The organism is Dyadobacter sp. HNCC25DJ187 (assembly GCF_056895255.1).
Map to the genome: position 1 here is coordinate 45,995 of NZ_JBXHAT010000003.1, position 20,091 is coordinate 66,085.

The following is a 20,091-nucleotide window of genomic DNA, read 5'->3' on the forward strand; positions in this document are numbered from 1 at the left end:
TTTTTAAATTTTTTTAATAATATTGATTTTCGAATTGTATTTTTGTAATTGATGCCGTAAGCAGGACTTCGAAACCTGCTTACTTCCTATTCTTAAAATCCCGTCAAACAACCACAAATGGACATTAAGACTGTGAATCCGGAAACCATGCTGATGCAGACAGCCGATAACACCGCTACCAACGGAACAATTGGCCAGCCGATTACCTACGAAAAAATTGCAACCCAGATTTTTGCTGATTCCAAAGAAGCTTCTACTGCTGTTGCGGTAGAAATTGCGGAGCTGATCCGTAAGAAGCAAAAAGAAGGCAAAATGTGTGTATTAGGATTGGCAACAGGTTCTTCGCCTAAAACCGTATATGCAAAGCTTGTGAAAATGCATAGGGAGGAGGGGCTTAGCTTTAAAAACGTAATTTCATTTAATCTGGATGAGTACTATCAAATGGAGCCGGACTCCATTTACAGCTATCACAGGTTTATGAAAGAACAGTTGTTCAATCATGTAGACATTTTGAAGGAGAATTATTTTATTCCGGATGGTACAATTCCTCCTGCTATGTTAAGGGAATATTGTATTTCTTATGAAAATAAAATAAATGCGGTTGGCGGTCTGGATTTTCAATTACTTGGAATTGGAGGTAACGGTCACGTTGGTTTCAATGAACCAGGTTCGCTGATTAATTCCCACACAAGACTTATTACACTTGACCATTCGACGAGAGCAGCGGCTGCGATGGAATTTGGAGGACTTCATAAAGTACCCCGCAAAGCTATCACGCTTGGTGTTGCCCCCATATTAAATGCACGTCGCATTGTATTGCTGGCTTGGGGGGAAAGAAAGGCTTCTGTAATCCGTGGAGCTGTAGAAGGTCCGGTAACAGAGCGTAATCCTGCTTCATATCTGCAGGCACATACCAATGTATCGTTTGTTGTGGATGAAAGCGCTGCAACCGAACTGACTCGTGTGAAGACTCCCTGGGCAGTAGACTCTGTTGTATGGGATAATAAAATGATTAAAAAGGCTGTGACGTATTTATCGCAAAGCCTGGCCAAGCCAATTCTGAAACTGACTGACAAAGATTATAACGACAATGGTATGAGCGATTTGCTTGCTCAATATGGAGCAGGTTATGAAATTAATATCAACGTCTTCAATCAGTTACAACATACCATTACAGGTTGGCCGGGAGGCAAGCCTAATGCGGATGATACCAATCGTCCGGAACGCGCTCAACCCGCTAAAAAACGTGTGCTGATTTTCAGCCCGCATCCTGACGACGATATCATTTCGATGGGAGGTACTTTCCAGCGTTTGGTAGATCAGGGGCATGAGGTGCATGTGGCGTATCAAACATCCGGTAATATAGCAGTCGCGGATGACGAGGCGTTGAGGTTTATCGATTTTGTAGTTGACTTTAACAGAGGCTTCGGAATTGATAGTCCAAAAGCCAATAAGTTGTTCCTGGATGCTAAGGAATTTTTGAAACATACCAAAGACAGTGAGATTGATACGCCAGAAATACGTCAGGTGAAAGGTTTATTGAGACAGGGAGAGGCGAAAGCAACGTGCCGGTTTGTTGGTATTCCTACGACCCAGGCTCACTTTCTGAATATGCCTTTCTACGAAACAGGGACAGTTCAGAAAAACCCGATTGGAGAAGAGGATATTAAAATCATCGAAAACCTGATTGAAGAAGTAAAGCCACATCAAATTTATGCAGCGGGTGACTTTGCAGATCCGCACGGAACACATAAAGTTTGCTGGGATGCTATAGAGGCGGCATTGGAGCGTTGTAAGCATAAAAATTACATGAAAGATTGCTGGGTGTGGTTGTATCGTGGCGCATGGGCTGAGTGGGATATCCACGAAATTGAAATGGCAGTACCTATGAGCCCGGATCAGGTATTGAGAAAGCGTCGTGGTATTTTTAAACACCAGTCTCAAAAAGATGGCGTTGTGTTCCAGGGGGAGGATGCAAGGGAATTCTGGCAGCGGGCGGAGGAAAGAAACAGTGCAACAGCAGTGCTATACGATGAGCTCGGACTTGCGGAATACGAAGCCATGGAGGCTTTTGTAAGATGGAGATTTTAGAATGTCAGATATAGCTTAAAATGCAAATAACCAGCCAGGACTTATCATCCAGCTGGTTATTTGCATTTTAAACAATAGGTATAACAAAAATGCCACCCCTGAAAACAGGAGCGGCGTTTTGTGCCGAAAGCGGGACTCGAACCCGCATGGGGCAACCCCCACACGCCTCTGAAACGTGCGTGTCTACCAGTTTCACCACTTCGGCATTGGGTGTGCAAAAGTAGTAAGAGTTGGCAGGTTTCCAAATACGGCCGAAAAAAATCTTAACTAAATTTCTATGTTTTCGTACAAGGCAGGAATATGTATGTTTTTGTAGCCCTCAGCTTCTAATTTTAGTTTAAATGCAATTTGGGTCTCGTACTCGCCATGTACAAGAAATACTTTCCCAACGCGCTCTGCGGTTTGACAGGATAAAAAATCGATCATTTCGTTATAGTCTCCATGTCCGGAGAAAGAATCCATGGTTGCCACCCTGCATTTTACGTCAAGTGTTTCACCAAATATATTCACCTGTTTATCGCCACGTTTCAATGCACCCGCCAGTGTATTTGCCGATGCATAGCCGACCAGCAATATGGTGCAATTCTCTTTTTCTATATTGTTTCTGATGTGATGTTTAATCCTGCCTGCTTCAGCCATACCGGAAGAAGATATGATAATACAAGGCTCTTTGCGATCATTAATTGCTTTCGAATCATCTACACCTGATACATAATGCAAGTAAGGAAATGCAAAAGCATCACCATCTTTTTCTATATAGTCCAAAATTTCGGGATTGAAAAAGTCCTCATGTTGTTTCATGATTTTTGTAGCGTTGATAGCAAGCGGACTGTCAATGTAAACGGGTATTTGAGGTAATTTCCCAGAACTTGACAGCTGATCCAGTGCGTATATCAACTCTTGTGTACGGTCGATGGCGAATGCCGGGATAATAAGTTTACCCTGGTTTTGAACACAGGTTTCATGAACAATTTTGAGCAGGTAGCCGTGCATATCAATTTCTTTCTCATGGAGCCTGTCGCCGTAGGTCGATTCACAAATAATGACGTCAGCCTGAGGAAAAACATCTGGTTTACGAAGTATTCTGTCTTCCGGCCGGCCTATGTCACCGGTAAAAGTGATTTGTTTGAAGGTACCTTTATCAGGTATGCTCAAATGTACCGCAGCGCTTCCAAGCAGGTGAGCTGCGTCTGTCAGAAATGCAGTTACTTCGTCGTTCGGGCCCAGATGGAAAGTTTGTCCGTATTTCACTGTTTTGAAAAGACTCAATGCCTTCTGGGCATCTTCTGCATCGTAGAGTTCTTCCAATAAGGGCCTGCCTTGCTTTTTTCTGCGCTCATTGATTCTCTCCAGATCTTTCTCCTGAATATGTGCGCTGTCCATCAGCATAATTTTACACAGATCCGCCGTTGGTGCTGTACAATAAATAGGTCCGGAAAAACCTTGCCGAACCAGTCGGGGAATCAAACCTGAATGATCTATATGTGCATGTGAAAGGATCAGGTAGTCAATATCAGAAGCTTTAAACCCCAGGTTGCGGTTAAATTCGTCTGTTTGAATACCCTGGAACAACCCACAGTCCAGTAATATTTTTGTGCCCTGTTCAGTCGTAATGAGATGTTTACTTCCGGTAACGGTCCTTGCGGCTCCAAAAAACTGTATGTGCATGTTGATGTGGCTTTAAGAGAATGAATTAAATCAGGCAATTACGTATAAGGCATCCAGATTTCGGCCTAGTCCGTTGTAGTCCAGGCCATAACCTACTACAAATCTATTAGCAATTTCAAAGCCGATGTAACGCATTGCAACAGGTGTTTTCAATGCATCAGGCTTGTGGAGCAAGGTAGCAATTTCCACAGAGGCAGGATTAAATGCTGATATCCGTTCAATCAAATAGCTCATCGTCAGGCCTGTATCTACGATGTCTTCAATCACCACCACATCCCGGTCCTTTATGCTCTCTTCCAGACCGATAATTTGTCTTACCTGTCCGGTTGAACCTGTATTTTCGTAGGATGCAAGTTTTACAAAAGTGATTTCGCAATTGACTGGGATTCTTTTTAAAAGCTCGGTAGCAAACAAAAAAGCACCATTAAGCACTACAATAAACAACGGACAGCGATCTTTGTAGTCTGCACTCATTTGAGATGCCAGATCAGAAATTCGCTTTTCGAGTGTTTGCTGGTCTATGAATGGAACAAAGGTTTTGTCTAATATGGTTATCATAAGGAAGTTAATATCTAAAAATTATCCTTGCAGGATCCTATAATTGGTTCAGTTTATCAATATTAACTCTTTTTTTAAAAACGCACCGCCCTGCAAACGTAAAATAACATTCTGTCGTTAATAGGTACAGATTTTCCCTGATATGAAACGAATACAATTTATTATAACATATTGCCTCCTGGCGCTGCTTTCCCTTACCAACGTTTTTGCTCAACTATATTCTTCAGCGGATCTGGATAAAAATTATGACATGATCCTGAAGAATCCGAGTGTACAGATTGAATCTACCGAGGCGATCAATATGCTTTATAACTACAAGTTTGCTGAGGCGGATGCAGAGTTTCGTTGGCTGAAATATCGTTATCCCAAGCACCCAATGCCACATTTTCTGATGGGACTTGCGGAATGGTGGAAGATCGTACCCAATACGGATAACGAAGATTATGATAAAGCATTTCTTGCCCAGATGGATTCTACCATTTCGTTAGCAGAAAAACTCTATGACGATGAAAAAAATAAAGTAGAGCCGGCTTTTTTTCTGGCCGCCGCTTATGCATTTAAAGGAAGGCTTTTTGCAGAAAGAGAAAGCTGGACCAAAGCTGCCTTTGCCGGAAGGAAGTCACTCAAGTATTTTGAGATTTGTAAGGGAAACGGTGACCTTTCTCCTGAGCTGCTGTTTGGGGATGGTTTGTATAACTATTATGCAGAATGGGTTCCTAGGGAATATCCATTACTAAAACCAATACTTGCATTATTTCCGAAGGGTAACAAGAAACTAGGGCAGCAACAATTGGAGAAGGTGGGGAATAATGCATTTTACACACGTGTCGAAGCCAGATATTTTCTTCTGCAGATATACAGCATGGAAAATGAATATGGCAAGGCCTATGAACTGGCCAAGTATATGTGGCAGACTTATCCGAACAATCCTTATTTTGAGCGCTATTTCTGCCGGACAGCTTTTGTCACCGGAAGAGCTGCAGAAGCGGAAAAGGCAGCTGAAAGTATTCTTACGAAGATCGATCAGTTTATGCCTGGGTATGAAGGCGTGAGTGGGCGGAATGCGGCCTATGTATTGGCCTATTATAACATGCAGTATCACCGCAACTATGAGTTGGCAGCCAAATATTACCAACGAGCCATCGACTTTTCAGTGCAGACCAAATCGCTGAACGCCGGGTACTATGTATCCTCGTTGTTGGGGCTTGGGAAAATAGCAGAGATGAAGAAGAATTATGATGAAGCACTTCGCTATTACAAACTGGCCGATGACAAGGCGGATAAAAAATCCAGTCAGGATAAGGAAGCGAAGAAGGCCATTGAAAATCTCAAAAAACTGAAACGGGAAGAAAGAAGAAGGAGGTAGGTGCGAATCAGTGGATAAATTGAAAGGGTTAAAACTGAACATGATCTTCAGTTTTAACCCTTTTTTATTACTTTTTCAACCTTGCATAATGCTTGAAGAAAAGCGGAATAGTCTCTATTCCTTTGTAGTAATTGAAAAGTCCGTAGCTCTCGTTAGGAGAATGCAGTGCGTCGATATCCAGTCCAAAGCCCATCAGGATACTTTTCTGACCCAGTTCCTGCTCGAATAATGCTACAATAGGAATACTTCCTCCACCACGTGTTGGGATCGGTTTTTTCCCGAAAGATTCTTCCATGGCAAGTGAAGCTGCCTCGTATTCAACAGAATCTGTTGGGGTAACGTATGGCAATCCACCATGGTGCGGTGTCACTTTTACTTTCACTGATGTCGGCGCGATGGATTCAAAATGTTTGGTGAATAAAGCACATATTTCTTGGTCCGTCTGATTAGGCACAAGGCGCATGGAAATTTTAGCATTTGCTTTGGACGGCAAAACAGTTTTTGCTCCTTCACCTATATAACCACCCCAAATTCCGTTAACATCGAGCGTTGGACGGATGGATGTTCTTTCAATGGTTGTATATCCTTTTTCTCCGGCTACATCATCAATAATAAGGTCTTTTTTGTATTCTTCCAGATCAAAAGGAGCGGCGTTCAACGCGTCTCTTTCATCCTGGCTAAGGTCTTGTACCTGATCATAGAATCCGGGAATGGTAATATGCCCGTTTTCATCTTTAAGCGAAGCGATCATTTCACATAACACGTTGATTGGATTCGCTACGCCGCCGCCATATACACCAGAATGCAAATCACGGTTAGCTCCCACCACTTCTACTTCCACATACGTAAGTCCGCGTAAGCCGGTTTCAATGGAAGGTACATCGTTGGCGATGATACTTGTATCCGAGATAAGAATAGTATCACATTTCAGTAAATCGCGGTGTTCCTTTACAAAAGTTTCTAAATGAGAAGAACCGATTTCTTCTTCTCCTTCAATCATCATTTTGATGTTACAGGTTAGCGAATCCGTCGCAAGCATCGTTTCCAACGCCTTAATGTGCATGTAGAACTGCCCTTTATCATCGCATGCTCCACGGGCATAAATGCGTTCATTTTTGATTACCGGCTCAAATGGCGGAGAATTCCAAAGCTCGTAGGGATCTGCAGGCTGAACATCATAGTGGCCATATACCAATACCGTCGGAAGTGCCGGATCTATTATTTTTTCTCCATATACTACCGGATGTCCCGGTGTTTCAAATATTTCAACACGGTCTGCACCGGCTTCGCTGATTCGATCCCGAACATACTCAGCGGCTTTAATCATATCAGGTTTGAACTTTGAATCGGCACTTACGGATGGGATTCGAAGCAGATCAAGAAGTTCATTCAGAAACCTGTCGCGGTTTTTATCAATGTAATCAGTCATAATATCTGGTTTGTGCATTTGTTTCGCTGCCAAAGCAGCATTTTAAAAGATCGGCTAATTTAAAAAAAATAACCCCTAAGGTTTTGTCCTTAGGGGTGCTTAAGCAGATATATTTCTTGTTATGGGCGTACCGCCTTGGATTTACCGAAGATTTTGACCCTGTTCTCATTACCATTCATCAGTCTGACAATGTTCTTTTGATGGGTTAATACCACCAATACAAACATAACGAAACCAAATACGATCAACAGGGGCTCGGGATGACCAAACAAACCAACCCATGAAAGTACAGGAAAGGAAAGTGTAGCCAGTATTGAGCTTAATGATACATACTGAGAAGTCAGTAGTGTAAGGATAAATATAGTGATGCTAAGCAAGGCAAGTTCCGGGTGGATGGCCAATACCATACCTAATAGCGTCGCAATTCCTTTTCCTCCTTTAAACTTTACGAACACGGGGAAGATATGCCCAACGATTGCTACGATTCCAAAAAGGATTTTGAACATCAGGAGTTCTGTTTCTCCAATAGTGCCCATATAAAAGAGCATTGATGCGATGCAGGTTGCAGTCCATCCTTTAATAACATCGATAAGCATGACGATGGTGCCAGCCCGTTTTCCCAGTATCCTAAAAGTATTGGTAGCACCAGCATTGCCGCTACCATGTTTTCTGACATCAATTCCAAAATAACCGATTCCATACCATACTGAACTAGGAATTGAGCCCAAAAGGTAAGCAACTAAAATCGTAACTATAAATAAGACAACACTCATTTTGTATTATTCCTTGTTTATTTTGAATTAGATTGTGTTTGGGTCAAAAATACGACAGAAGTAGGTTTAATGCAAATAATCTGTGATATCGAAAACAATCTTTTTGTCATCCTGGTTCAAATAAATTCTACAGTGAGCAAATCAGAAACCTTCCGCCTGTTCTTCTTTCTTTTTCTTTTCGACTGCAGGGTTTACCTTTTTCTTCACAGTTGCTTTCATTTGCTTCGCTTTTTTAACTGCAGGCTGGTAGAAGTCATCAAAACGGTTCACAAACATGTCCTTTTCTTCTGTACCTAAGGAGATCAGGGTCATTTTGGATTTTACGTTTTTAGATTTTGCCGTTAGCTGATCATTGAAATCAAGCTGAGATGAAACTACCCCTAATTCATTTTGACGATAATCAAAATAGTACCAGATATCCGGTGATGCCTGAAGAAATAAACTGAATTCATCTCCATCAGCAGTTCTCCTGATTTCAAGTACGCCTTCCATTTGGGCGTTGATATTGTTTTTGCCAAAGTGTGACACACCAATCGGTCCTTGAGAATAGTAGGCTCCATGCACCGCCGACCAGTTCAGGTTCACATTGGATAGAGCAATAGGGGCATCCATGATGGGTGAAGCTTCGAATAAGGGTTTGTAAGCAGCAGCAGATAACTTCACAAAAGCATCTGTTTGTTTTGCCCCTATCATGGCTGCAAGTTTTCTGTTCTGCTGCTCGAAATCATCATCTGCAGCGGTGCTATTCTGTTCTTCCAGGTTAGTCTCCACTATTTTTGCTGCAATAGGCTGCAGTACTGGCTCAAGGGCTGCCATTCTGAGTAACAACATGGTATTAAAGCTGAACCGTGAACTGTCAACCTGTGCTTCCACTATACCTGAAGCCTGCATCCAATCTGCAGAGGTTAGTTTTAACGGACCTGAAAAATTAGCAATTCCGGTTTTGTCATCAAACTTCAAAACATTGGATTCGTCTACCAGTCCGTCGGCTCCTGCCGGGGGTGTCACTTTAAAAGCTTTATTGTCTTCATCGTAATTCATGGCTCCTTGTGCCAGGTATATATCTTCATCGCCGTCAGAGTCTTTCGCGGACAGAAAGCTCATATATAACCCTCTGGCTTCATTAAAGTGAAGTCCCACAGACAATGGTAGCTCATGTTCGTTCTTCAGGTTTTTATCAATTTTAATAGAAATGCTTTCTCCCGGAGCCTCATTGTATACAATCCATGAGCTCTGGAAATCTTTCCTGAATTTGATCATCGGCTTCACAAATCCCTCCAGTTTCAATGAAGGTTCATAAGCTACCAGATTGATGGCGCCTTTGTACTGAATCCTTGGAGAGAGAATCAGGTTATCGGCCTCTTTGATATCCGCATGTGCGGTAGTATAATATTTCAAAGCCTGATTTGTAGCAGCACTACCCTTTTTTTGCTTTCCTTCAATCTCTGAACCCAGTTCACGAAGTTCGAAATTCTGCATTTTGATATTAAATGTATCTTTCCTGGCTGTAATATATTGGTAGGTCGCAGAACCTTCGAAATGGTTTCGTGAGTTGATCTTGATATCGGCATCCCTTAATCTGTGAGAAGTATTGAGCGTATCAATCTCAATTCTGGCTTTTTTCAAAGGATTAATTCTTCCCTTGGAATCAATACTAAGCAGACCTCCATCGGGAATAATCTTTACATCGGCAGTTTGTACATAGGGTACACCCTTTACATTCAGCGTTACTTTTCCAACATCATAAATTGCCTCGGATCCCTCAAATGTCAGTCCTTCCTGTTCGGGATTCGTAGAGGTATAGGATGAGGTTTCTCCAAAACCTTTCATGACAATAGTCTTCTTATTCATATCCCATTTGGCGGAACCTATCAAAGTTTGATAAGAAGCGGTAGGAATCTGCATTCCTGACGAATCTGATCCGAAACCGGTTTCATCTGTCAGGAAGGTAGCAATACCTGTTTTGAAGTTGAAATCAATATTTACATTGTTTCCGGTAAGCAGTTTTTGGGTTGTTTTATCCTGACCACTATTGATGGAGAAGACAGATTTATTAGAAAGAAATCCTTCCTTATTGAATTTGATATCAGCAGAAGTAATCTCAGAATCAGCCCGTTTCAATTTTCCATTTCCATAAAGCCCGCTGGACCTGAGCAAAAGTCCTCCTTCCAGATTGGTGGTTCCCTGATGGAAAGTAAATGATTTTCCGCCGGTATTGATAAACATGCTGTCGGCATGAGGATACCAACGTAATGTATAGTCTTTCAAATCCACAGCCGGGAAATAACCTTTTCCAATGGATGCTTCCTTAATGCTTGCTACATCACCTGAAGCCATCAGAGAGTCGGAAGCAAGCAATACCTCTTTGGCTGTCATCGAAGCTGACAAATATTTGATTATAGCTTTCGAGTGCAGACCTGAATTATCCATCACCAATGTATCCGTGAATTTGGCCAGTGCCTTTCCTCCATAAATTTTCATATCGGTTACAGGAGGCTTGTATTCGAATCCGAGTGAGTTATCGGGCATACTTTTCAGGATGGTTTTGATATCCGGAATGATCCCATTACCGTAGAAGGTCCCGTCAAAAATGACATCCCGCTGATCCAGACCGTCCATATCTATCTTCGGTATTTTAAAATATACCTCTCTTGGATAGAGAACCGGCTCACGTTCCGGCTGATCAAAGTAAACCATCATGCCGTCAGGTACAACGAGCCGGGGTGATTTTTTACCCTTTTGTATTCCCGATTTGTTAGAGGGGTCGCTAAGATAAAATGTACCTCCTTTTTCATACTTTACGTGTCCGCCAACTTCTCCTTTTTGTCCCTTGGCGAACTTTTCTTTAGGAGTGAAGGTGATAGAATCGCTGGGACTTACATTGACAAAAAACTGCTTGTAGTCGAATTTCAGGTTTTGTCCTCTGAACTGATAGTTGGATGCAACCAGTTGTCCGTTCATACCGAAATTACGGTTGCGTCCGATGACGATTTTCTTATCACCAGGTACGCCATAAATCTTTAGAGAATCACTTACAACAAACCTGGAAACTCCGAGAACTGTAAGTAGTGTATCTCCCAAGGTTATGGTTGCATTCGCTGTTTCATCATTGGCAGAGAACTGAGATACAACCTGGAAATTGTCATAATCAGCTTTATCCAGATTTGCCAGTACGTACAAAATTCCTTTTTTACTTAACGCATATTCGTCAGTCGGTTGGTTATAAATAAAATAACCGTCCAGGGCAAGTCGCTCTAAGGTACGACGTAATATTTTAGGGTTTTGTTTAAAGTGCCGGGCCAGATCATCGGCAAGAAAGCTGGTTTTTTTCTGTGTTTGAGTATAATTCGTAGCCAACAATAATGGTTGAAATCCAAATTCCTGACTGATTCCACGGAACCGCTCCTTTTTAAAATAATCAAACGATTCGAGTTTCACAGGTACAACCGATTTTCCATCTATCCTGAGGAATTCTACTTTGTCATTAGGGAATTTCCACCGCATGGCTTGCGCCCAAATGTTCATTTTATGATAAGAATCCTGATAGGGTAGTGGAGCATAATCTGTTTTTTCTGCACGACCGAGTTTTACAAGCCCTTCGTCATCATTATAGGAAAATGTAACGCCGGGGTGGTATAGAGAATCAGTACCGATCGGCATCGAAAAGGTAGCAAACGGAGCAGAAATGACGGAATCTTTTAAAGCAAATTTGTTGCTTTGTGCCTTAAAAGCTGTTTTATCCTTATAGGTAACCTTAACTGTGGAAGGCTGCTCGCTGAGAGATGTGCTATACATGGTGGTTCCAATAAGTGCGTATCCCCCTTTATAATCGATATTTTTTCTGGAAGGTTTTAATCGGGCGTCTATCCCATTTGATACAAAGCGTGGATATGGTACAGGCTGGCCCTTTATTTTCTTGGTTCCTCTGTATTCCATTGTGCCTTTCACCGGGCTGGCCAGGAGCCTTTCATCGTGAATAGTGGCGTTTTCAGCTACAATTTTCGGTTGAGAGATATTAAAGGAATAGGTATCCAAATCAGCGTAAATGGAAGAATCTCCCGCTGCCGCCCAGTTAAAGCGCCCGTTTTTCCCTACAAAAATACCATCCTGTAAAGAAATAACTCCGTTTGTTGGGCCGAACACTACTGAGTCGCCCGCAGCTACCATTCCGAACATGGCATTTTGCACTTCAAGCAACGCACCTGAAACAACAGGCAATGGATTGGATTTCGGAACAATCACAAAATTGGAATCTACGGGCGTATCCCAGCTGTCATTTGCCGCTGCCGCCGCCGCCTCTTTATTGGCTGAAACGGCATTTGTTGTATCAAACTTCAGGCGATATGTTCCTTCAAGCAAATACAGGGAGTTGTAATTAGTAACATACAGTTTATTCGTTTCGGTAACGGTTCTTATCGTCTCCAGTACTTTTTGAAACGCCTTCGCATCATACTTTGCACCTGCCTGATTGGCCACATCTAAAAAACCATCCAGATCAGATGGCGACTGCTTTGCAAATGTATGCGTGTTTCGGATGAGCAGAAACATGACAGGACCAGCCTTTTGCCCTTTGGAAAGCTGAGTCTTTACTGCCTGCATAAATTTTGCCTGTTGGGTGCTGCCCAACGAAGAAGCCCAGATACTGTCAAGCTGTGAGGTAGCTCGGATGAACTGTGGGTTGCGACTCCCGTCCATCATTTTTTTGAGCTGAACCATGAACTGGCCTGGTTCTTCCGCGATTTTTATATTTTGAGCCAGGACGACCGTTGATATCGCAAAAGACAGGCAGAGAAGAAAACCGTATCTAAAAATTTTCATGAGTATATGCTGCTATTCGATAGAAAATCTTCTCTTATCATCACGATGGGAGAGGGCTTTTCTCAGATCTTTTGGAATACAACGGTGGCCCACTGGTTACGCGTATTTGACCTGACTTTTTTTAGTCCGTTTTCTTCAGCACAACGTTCAATATCAGCCTGATCACTTTCATAGAATCCACTTGTAACGAGCCATCCGCCTGGCTTCAAATGGGCATTGTATTTTGGAATCTCTGCCAGTAGAATATTACGGTTTATATTGGCTAAAATTCCTCCGAACATGAATTTAGTAGCCACACCGTCGATAGTTCCCTGAAATACACTTGCTTGCTCAGGCAAACCGTTCATCGCAAAGTTTTCCAAGGTATTTTCCACGGCCCATTCGTCAATATCAAATCCCAGGATATCAGTAGCACCTAGTTTATAGGCCAGAATAGCCAATATACCAGTGCCACATCCTACATCCATAATGGATAAGCCCTCATGTGGTAAGCTTAACTGCTCGTTCATCACAAGCCAGGTAGTTTCATGATGGCCTGTTCCAAAAGACATTTTTGGCTGTATAAGCAGGTCGTACTTAAAATCAGGGTTTGGTTCATGGAATGTAGCCCTTACTCTCACCTGGTTATTTACTTCGATCGGATCATAGCTTTTTTCCCATTCCTCATTCCAGTTTTTCCTTTCCAGGGATCTCCAGGAAGATACAATGGATGTAATCTGCTGATATCGGCTTATAATTTCAACAATTTTGGTTTCTTCAAAGTCAGTTTCAGGAATGTAAGCGAGCAATCCTTCGTCGGTCTCAACAAAAGATTCGAATCCGGCTTCTCCTAACTCAGCCATCAGTATTTCAGAAAAATCCGGGTTAGTCTGTAAGTCTAATTCTATGTAATTCATGTGAAGTTGTTTGTAAAATAAATCTGCGTGAAGGTGTTGAAAATTTTTAGTAAAACAAGGCATTTAACAATGCAAACGCCCACAAATCCCGATTGCCGGCAATTTGTGGGCGTGAAATATCTGCTTACTGCTGATCAGGGCTTTCTTCTTTTGGCAGCCAGGTCATGTGCTGTATCGTAATAAGACCGTAAGTTCATCCAGTCGAACACGTCAGAAATATTTTCCACACGGTTTCGTTGCATGATACGGTCGCGACGTTGCATCTTCACAAATTTGAAGAGGATGTCAGCCATCTGGTCTGCAGCCTGATTATAGTTCTGCGACTTGCGGTTGATGACATAAATGCCCCGGTTTTCATAATCACGCATAATCTGCATAATATAATCTCCAAATCCGGATAGATCGCTGGTAACTGTCGGGACACCTCGAACTACACATTCTAATGGCGTATAGCCCCATGGCTCATAGTAGCTTGGAAATACCCCAAGATGGCATCCACGTACAAATTGGCCGTAGTCAAGGCCGAAAAGCGGATTTGTAGATGATATAAAGTCAGGGTGATAAACAATTTTGACACGATCCCGCTCATTGTTCACCAGATTTGCTTTGCGGCAAAATTCGGTAATACCATCTTCCTGTTTCAAATCATGTGTCACGAATGCCGGCAAATTCTCCGTTTTCCAGGTTTGGATTGTTCTCCGAAGTCGAAGTCTCCAGTATTCGTCTACAAAATTGTTGAGATCCGGCATTTTATGATCCGTTCCCGATGCTGCTGCAAGGAAAAGCTTTTCTCCAACCTCTTTCTCTATGGCTGTACATGTTTCCTGTAACTCATTCAGAACGGCTCTGGATTGCAGGACGTCCGGATTAATAGAATGATAGGGCTGCTTGGTAACAATAAACATAACCACAGTCGTATCCATGTTAGCCTGAACCATTTTCCAGTTGAGTCTGGCTAGTGCCTCCAGAGTAAGATCATATCCTTTGTTACTGAATTCGTATCTGCCTGATGTAAAGAAATAGAGTGTTTTATCAAGATCGAAAGAATAGCTTGGGAAAAAGTGTCCTAGTACAAAATCATGAATACGCTCTTTGTATTTTAAGTGCAGGTTCTGAAACTCGTGCACTGCCTGGAAACGTACAACGTTCAAGCCATTTGGTGTTACCAGATCAGGCATCCTGCCGAGAAAGACCTCGCATTCACGTGCTGTTACATCACTGACTGTGGTAAGAACGTGTGCACTCTGAGCTGCATAACGTTCTACGGCACACTGAGCAACAATGCCATAGTTTTTCGCTTCCTGTTCCCAATCAAAAAAGGGTAGTTTGCTATAGAATCCATCCACATTTTGAGCTAAATAGCGTCCCAGCATGGTAGCATGCGTAGTGAATGTGGTGGCAATTTTAACATTTTCTCTCTTGAGCTCCGGTAACCCGCTGCTGGCCATCCATTCGTGAAACTGTGCATATATTTCTTCACGTTTGGCATTGTCTTCCGCATATTCCTTAAGAAAAATACGAACCATTTCGCCAAAGCAAAGCGTTTGATTCACCAGATGTTCGACATTAATAGTCGGAATTCTGTTATACTCCCATAGTTGAAATTTGATGGTATCTAATTGATGGACAATACTTTCAATGTCGAATAAGACAACACGTGGCTTACCCGTGACAAGCCAGTAGCCGTAGTGAATTACATAACCCATCTCCCGCAAACGCTTTACAGTACGTCCGGCAGGGGAACTATCCAGATCGGTAATTTCTTCAAATTCAGAAGATGCTTTTTTCTCAAAGTATGGCCCCAGCAAAAAGTAGTTTTCATCCCACTTTTCGACCATTGCAGGCACCTTAGTCCTTATTACAGTATATATCCCTCCTACCTGATTACAAACCTCCCATGCAACTTCAAAGAGGACGTTATTCTTAGTGGTTTTGACAAATGGTTCCAATATAGGATGTAGTTTTTAGTGTTATGCGGTGAATTATATCATTACGGAGCTTTTGTTTTGTCACAAAAAATCTTTGTAATTACACAATAAATATCAAAAAAAAATATTCATAATAACAACATTTGAGTCTACGTTTATTTTCGATCTGGCACTTCGTCCTTGACGAATTATTCAGGAAATATAATTAAGTCAAGAATGCGACTTATTGTATGTTTACAGTTACATAGAACTAATCCCTGAACATATAGATGAATTTAAAGTAGTTCTCGGTTAACTTTGCTCCAAATTACGTTACTTTGGTCAGAATAACATTTTGCATACGTTTTATAGTGAAGAAAATTAGGGTAATAACACTTTTCCTACTGCTTGACTTCTTTTTGCTGACGGGGTGTGTTGCTCAAAGCACTGAAACGGAAATTCCCTTGCCACCAAAAAGAGAGTTCAGAGCTGTTTGGATAGCTACTGTTGATAACATTGATTGGCCTAGTAGTAAAACTATGCCACCATCTGAACAACGTTCTGAATTTTCAAGTCTTCTTGATTTTCATAAAAGGGTTGGAATGAATGCTGTTTTTGTACAGGTCCGGGCAGCAGGTGACGCTTTTTATGCCAAAAGTTCAGAGCCTTGGTCCGAATGGCTTACAGGAAAGCAGGGACGACGGCCGGAGCCATTCTGGGATCCGCTAGACTTTATGATCCAGGAGGCCCATCAACGCGGTTTGGAATTTCATGCATGGCTTAATCTGAATCGCCTGGTACATAAATCTTCTACAAGTGTTTCCACCGATAACCTCAGCTATACGCACCCGGAGTGGATCATTAGCTATGACGGATACAAATTATTTGATTTCGGAATCCCTGAGGTACGTGATTTCATTACGCAGGTAACCGTCAATGTTGCGAAGAATTATGATGTGGATGGGATTCACTTTGATGACTATTTTTATCCTTATGTAGTTCCCGGGCAAGTCGTGCAGGATGATGCTACATTCAGGAAATATGGCAGAGGATTTACAAACAAAGCAGATTGGAGAAGGAATAATATCAATCTACTTGTGGAGCAGATTCACACAGCATTACAGGAGGTTAACCCCAGGTTGAAATTTGGGATTAGCCCCTGCGGTGTTTGGAGAAATAAGGGTACAGATCCCGAAGGTTCTAAAACATACGGAGCTCTGGCTTCGTATGACGATCTTTTTGCAGATAGCCGTAAGTGGATCAAGGAGGGATGGATTGACTACATCGCTCCTCAGGTTTATTTTTCATCAGGATTTGGCAGAGTTCCTTATAAAAATCTGGTTGACTGGTGGACTGATAATAGTTTTGGCCGTCATTTTTATGTTGGAATGGGGGCTTATCGCGTAGGTTATAAGGAGAGGGATACCAATTGGGCCAACCCCAAGGAGATTCCCGACCAGGTGAGATATTTCAGAGGGAATGAAACGGATGGTGCTATTTTCTTCAGCTCGCGCTCTCTTAAAAATAACAGTTTGGGCTTTGTTGATTCATTGCGTCAGGATTTGTTCAGATATCCGGCACTGGTACCAACAATGCCCTGGAAGGATAGTGTTCCTCCACTTTCTCCGAAAAGTTTGAAAGCTACTTTGCTATTCAACAATGCTTTGGAGTTGTTTTGGGAAAAACCGGATCCGGCTTCGGACGGAGACAGTGCTACCTACTATGTCATTTACCGATTTGAACCGGATGAAAAGGCTTCCGCATACGATCCGCGTCGCATTATAGGAATGTGTTACGAAGGAGAGAAATTTGTAGATAAGACTGTGCAGCCCGGGCAGCGTTATGTTTATTACATTACGTCTGTGGATCGGCTTCATAATGAAAGCCGGCCCATAGGCCCATTACGTGTGGAGGTCCAGGAGCAAAAGCTTGTCAGATTTTAAATTACCCGTCTCAGATTACCACCAGTTATGAGCAACGCCATTCAATACGAGTATAAAAAGGAATATTTTGCTATTTCTGCTCCAACAAAATATAATGCCGAAAATCTTCGTACAGAAGAAATGGTGCTCAATATGGGTCCTCAGCACCCCTCTACCCATGGTGTGTTAAGGCTGGAAGTTGTAACAGACGGAGAGGTGGTTGTGGATGTGGTACCGCATTTGGGATATTTGCACAGGTGTTTTGAGAAGCATGCACAGTCCCTGCCTTTTAATCAGATTATACCATATGTAGACAGGCTTGATTATGTGGCAGCGATGAACTCAGAACATGCCTATGTAATGGGGGTCGAACGGATGCTGGGTATAGAGAATGACATTCCAAAGCGTGTGGAATATATACGGGTGTTGGTAGCAGAGCTCAATCGTCTTGCCTCTCATTTTGTCGCTATTGGTACATATGCGATGGATATCGGTGCTTATACACCATTTCTTTGGATGATGAGAGATCGGGAGCAGATACTGAAACTGCTGGAATGGGTGTGTGGGGCAAGGATGCTGTATAACTATATCTGGATCGGTGGGCTTTTTTATGATCTTCCTGTAGGTTTTGAAGAACGCTGTGCTGAATTTATCAAGTATCTGAAACCCAAATTGGTTGAACTTCAGCAATTGGTTGTTGATAACAAAATATTTGTTGAGCGAACTATCAATGTGGGAGTACTTCCACTTCCGGTTGCTATTAATTACGGATGTACAGGGCCTATGCTCAGGGCATCAGGTTTACGGTATGATCTGAGGAGAGTAGATGGCTATTCGGTATATCCGGAACTGGACTTCGACATACCGATCGGAGAAGGAAAGCTGGGGACAGTAGGTGACTGTTGGGATCGAACCTGGGTTCGTGTTGCTGAATGCCAGGAATCTATACGTATTATTGAACAGTGTCTTGAAATGCTTAATAAGGAGCATAAGAGAACGACAGATTTTGATCCGCAGGCAATAGTTCCCAAAAAAATAAGACCGAAAGCAATGGATTTTTACGTGCGGGCTGAAAATCCGAAAGGCGAACTAGGCTTTTTCTTCAGAACGGATGGGCGATCGGATATACCTGTTCGTTGCAAAGCCAGGGCGTGTTCGTTCAATAATCTTTCTGTGATTGGAGAAATGTCGAAAGGTGCGTTACTTGCTGACCTTGTAGCGATTATAGGATCTATTGATGTGGTAATGGGTGAGGTGGACAGGTAGAGGGCTTTGGGCAAAGGGCAGAGGGGAAGTTCCGGTCTGAACAACGCAGTTGGTCTGAAGGGTTTAGGGCAAAGGGGAAGTTCCGGTCTCAATGACGCAGTCAGTCTGAACGGTTGTATGAATTAGGTACATTGGGAGGAGATACAGAAGAAAATAATGTAAAGCATACAAAAAGAGCTTCCTTTTGAGAAGCTCTTTTCGTTATTCAAATATGAAATTATACTTGCGAGTAGCTTAAACTAGCTCATTTTTCAATAGGAATTCAGCAATCTGTACTGTGTTGGTTGCTGCACCTTTACGCAGGTTATCAGCAACAATCCAAAGGTTTAGCGTATTAGGCTGAGATTCGTCACGACGGATACGGCCAACAAACGTTTCATCTTTACCATGTGCTGTCAATGGCATCGGATAAACAGCATTTTTAGGATCATCCTGGAGAATGACGCCATCCGCCGCGCTAAGAATAGCTCTCACTTCATCCAGATCGAAATCGTTTTCAAACTCGATATTGACCGCCTCTGAGTGCCCACCAATGGTTGGAATACGAACAGTAGTTGCTGTTACGGCAATACTGTCATCCCCCATGATCTTTTTGGTTTCATTGGTCATCTTCATTTCTTCCTTTGTATAGCCATTGTCAAGGAATACATCAATATGTGGCAATACATTCAGGTCGATCTGATGTGGATAGACTTTACCTTTGCTATGATCGCCGGCTCTTTCAGAAAACAACTGATCTACGGCAGCTTTTCCGGTGCCAGTAACAGACTGGTAGGTCGATACCACTACGCGTTTGATTTTATATTTTTCATGCAAAGGATTCAAAACCACCACCATCTGGATGGTTGAGCAGTTCGGATTTGCGATAATTTTATCTTCTTTAGTCAATTCTTTAGCATTGATCTCAGGAACTACGAGTTTTTTCGTAGGGTCCATTCTCCATGCAGAAGAGTTGTCAATAACAGTAATGCCTGCTTCCGCAAAACGTGGAGCGAGTTCAAGTGATGTACCACCACCTGCAGAAAAAATCGCTATTTCAGGTTTGGCTACAATGGCATCTTCGAACCCGATCACCTTTATCTGTTTACCCTTGAATGTAATTTCCTTACCAACAGATCTTTCTGAAGCAACCGCCAATAATTCAGTTACAGGGAAATTACGCTCTTCGAGCACTTTAAGGATTTCGCCGCCTACCAAGCCGGTAGCGCCTACCACTGCGATTTTCATTCTTGCATTAAGATTAAATGAATTATTAAATAAAATTTGATTTTTCTCTTTCTCAGAGCTCTGTGAAAAGAGCCGCAAATTTACGGGGAAATTTAGAAAAAATGGTGTTTTGTTTCGATTTGTCAAAATACGAATACTTATTAAGTGCATCGTATTCAATTATTTCAAAG

12 protein-coding genes and 1 tRNA gene are annotated in these 20,091 nt (G+C 42.3%); 4 read left to right on the forward strand and 9 right to left on the reverse strand.

Features of this window, described 5'->3' with window-relative positions; all coding sequences use genetic code 11:
* The first annotated feature begins 153 nt into the window (after positions 1–153).
* Positions 154–2,091 carry a glucosamine-6-phosphate deaminase gene (nagB, locus tag AC1XUE_RS21460; RefSeq protein WP_483358420.1) on the forward strand — a complete coding sequence of 646 codons (1,938 nt, stop codon included), beginning with the start codon at positions 154–156 and terminating at the stop codon, positions 2,089–2,091.
* A gap of 121 nt (positions 2,092–2,212) precedes the next feature.
* On the opposite strand, the gene AC1XUE_RS21465 is transcribed toward nagB, so the two are convergent.
* The 3 genes from AC1XUE_RS21465 to hpt all read right to left on the reverse strand — a co-directional run bounded on the left by AC1XUE_RS21465 (position 2,213) and on the right by hpt (position 4,317).
* Positions 2,213–2,296 (reverse strand) — tRNA-Leu (locus AC1XUE_RS21465).
* A 62-nt stretch (positions 2,297–2,358) separates the two neighbouring features.
* Positions 2,359–3,759: an MBL fold metallo-hydrolase RNA specificity domain-containing protein gene (locus tag AC1XUE_RS21470; RefSeq protein WP_483358067.1), complete on the reverse strand. Its 1,401-nt coding sequence runs from the start codon at positions 3,757–3,759 to the stop codon at positions 2,359–2,361.
* Between the two features lie 30 nt (positions 3,760–3,789).
* The gene (gene hpt, locus AC1XUE_RS21475) at positions 3,790–4,317 is read right to left on the reverse strand and encodes a hypoxanthine phosphoribosyltransferase (protein WP_483358068.1); all 528 of its coding nucleotides are present in this window, start codon (positions 4,315–4,317) and stop codon (positions 3,790–3,792) included.
* Positions 4,318–4,459: 142 nt separating this feature from the next.
* On the opposite strand from hpt, the gene AC1XUE_RS21480 reads away from it, so the two are divergent.
* Positions 4,460–5,683 (forward strand): tetratricopeptide repeat protein, encoded by a 1,224-nt coding sequence (locus tag AC1XUE_RS21480; RefSeq protein WP_483358069.1) that lies wholly within the window; start codon positions 4,460–4,462, stop codon positions 5,681–5,683.
* A 67-nt stretch (positions 5,684–5,750) separates the two neighbouring features.
* Here the strand turns inward: AC1XUE_RS21480 and AC1XUE_RS21485 are convergent, their stop codons facing one another.
* The 5 genes from AC1XUE_RS21485 to AC1XUE_RS21505 form a co-directional block, all read right to left on the reverse strand.
* Positions 5,751–7,112, reverse strand: coding sequence for a dipeptidase (locus AC1XUE_RS21485; RefSeq protein ID WP_483358070.1), 1,362 nt, complete (start codon positions 7,110–7,112; stop codon positions 5,751–5,753).
* A 119-nt stretch (positions 7,113–7,231) separates the two neighbouring features.
* Positions 7,232–7,885 (reverse strand): glycerol-3-phosphate 1-O-acyltransferase PlsY, encoded by a 654-nt coding sequence (gene plsY / locus AC1XUE_RS21490; RefSeq protein ID WP_483358071.1) that lies wholly within the window; start codon positions 7,883–7,885, stop codon positions 7,232–7,234.
* Between the two features lie 141 nt (positions 7,886–8,026).
* Positions 8,027–12,703, reverse strand: coding sequence for a hypothetical protein (locus tag AC1XUE_RS21495; RefSeq protein WP_483358072.1), 4,677 nt, complete (start codon positions 12,701–12,703; stop codon positions 8,027–8,029).
* 62 nt (positions 12,704–12,765) lie between these two features.
* The gene (gene prmA, locus AC1XUE_RS21500; RefSeq protein WP_483358073.1) at positions 12,766–13,599 is read right to left on the reverse strand and encodes a 50S ribosomal protein L11 methyltransferase; all 834 of its coding nucleotides are present in this window, start codon (positions 13,597–13,599) and stop codon (positions 12,766–12,768) included.
* 134 nt (positions 13,600–13,733) lie between these two features.
* Positions 13,734–15,548 (reverse strand): glycosyltransferase family protein, encoded by a 1,815-nt coding sequence (locus tag AC1XUE_RS21505; RefSeq protein ID WP_483358074.1) that lies wholly within the window; start codon positions 15,546–15,548, stop codon positions 13,734–13,736.
* Positions 15,549–15,877: 329 nt separating this feature from the next.
* Here AC1XUE_RS21505 and AC1XUE_RS21510 point away from each other — a divergent pair, with 329 nt between their 5' ends.
* Together AC1XUE_RS21510 and AC1XUE_RS21515 are read left to right on the forward strand one after the other, a co-directional pair.
* On the forward strand, positions 15,878–17,449 hold the full coding sequence (locus AC1XUE_RS21510; protein WP_483358075.1) for a glycoside hydrolase family 10-like protein: 1,572 nt from the start codon (positions 15,878–15,880) through the stop codon (positions 17,447–17,449).
* A 27-nt stretch (positions 17,450–17,476) separates the two neighbouring features.
* The gene (locus AC1XUE_RS21515; protein WP_483358076.1) at positions 17,477–18,694 is read left to right on the forward strand and encodes an NADH-quinone oxidoreductase subunit D; all 1,218 of its coding nucleotides are present in this window, start codon (positions 17,477–17,479) and stop codon (positions 18,692–18,694) included.
* A 234-nt stretch (positions 18,695–18,928) separates the two neighbouring features.
* Here AC1XUE_RS21515 and AC1XUE_RS21520 read toward each other — a convergent pair whose 3' ends face one another.
* On the reverse strand, positions 18,929–19,921 hold the full coding sequence (locus tag AC1XUE_RS21520; protein ID WP_483358077.1) for an aspartate-semialdehyde dehydrogenase: 993 nt from the start codon (positions 19,919–19,921) through the stop codon (positions 18,929–18,931).
* Positions 19,922–20,091 lie beyond the last annotated feature (170 nt).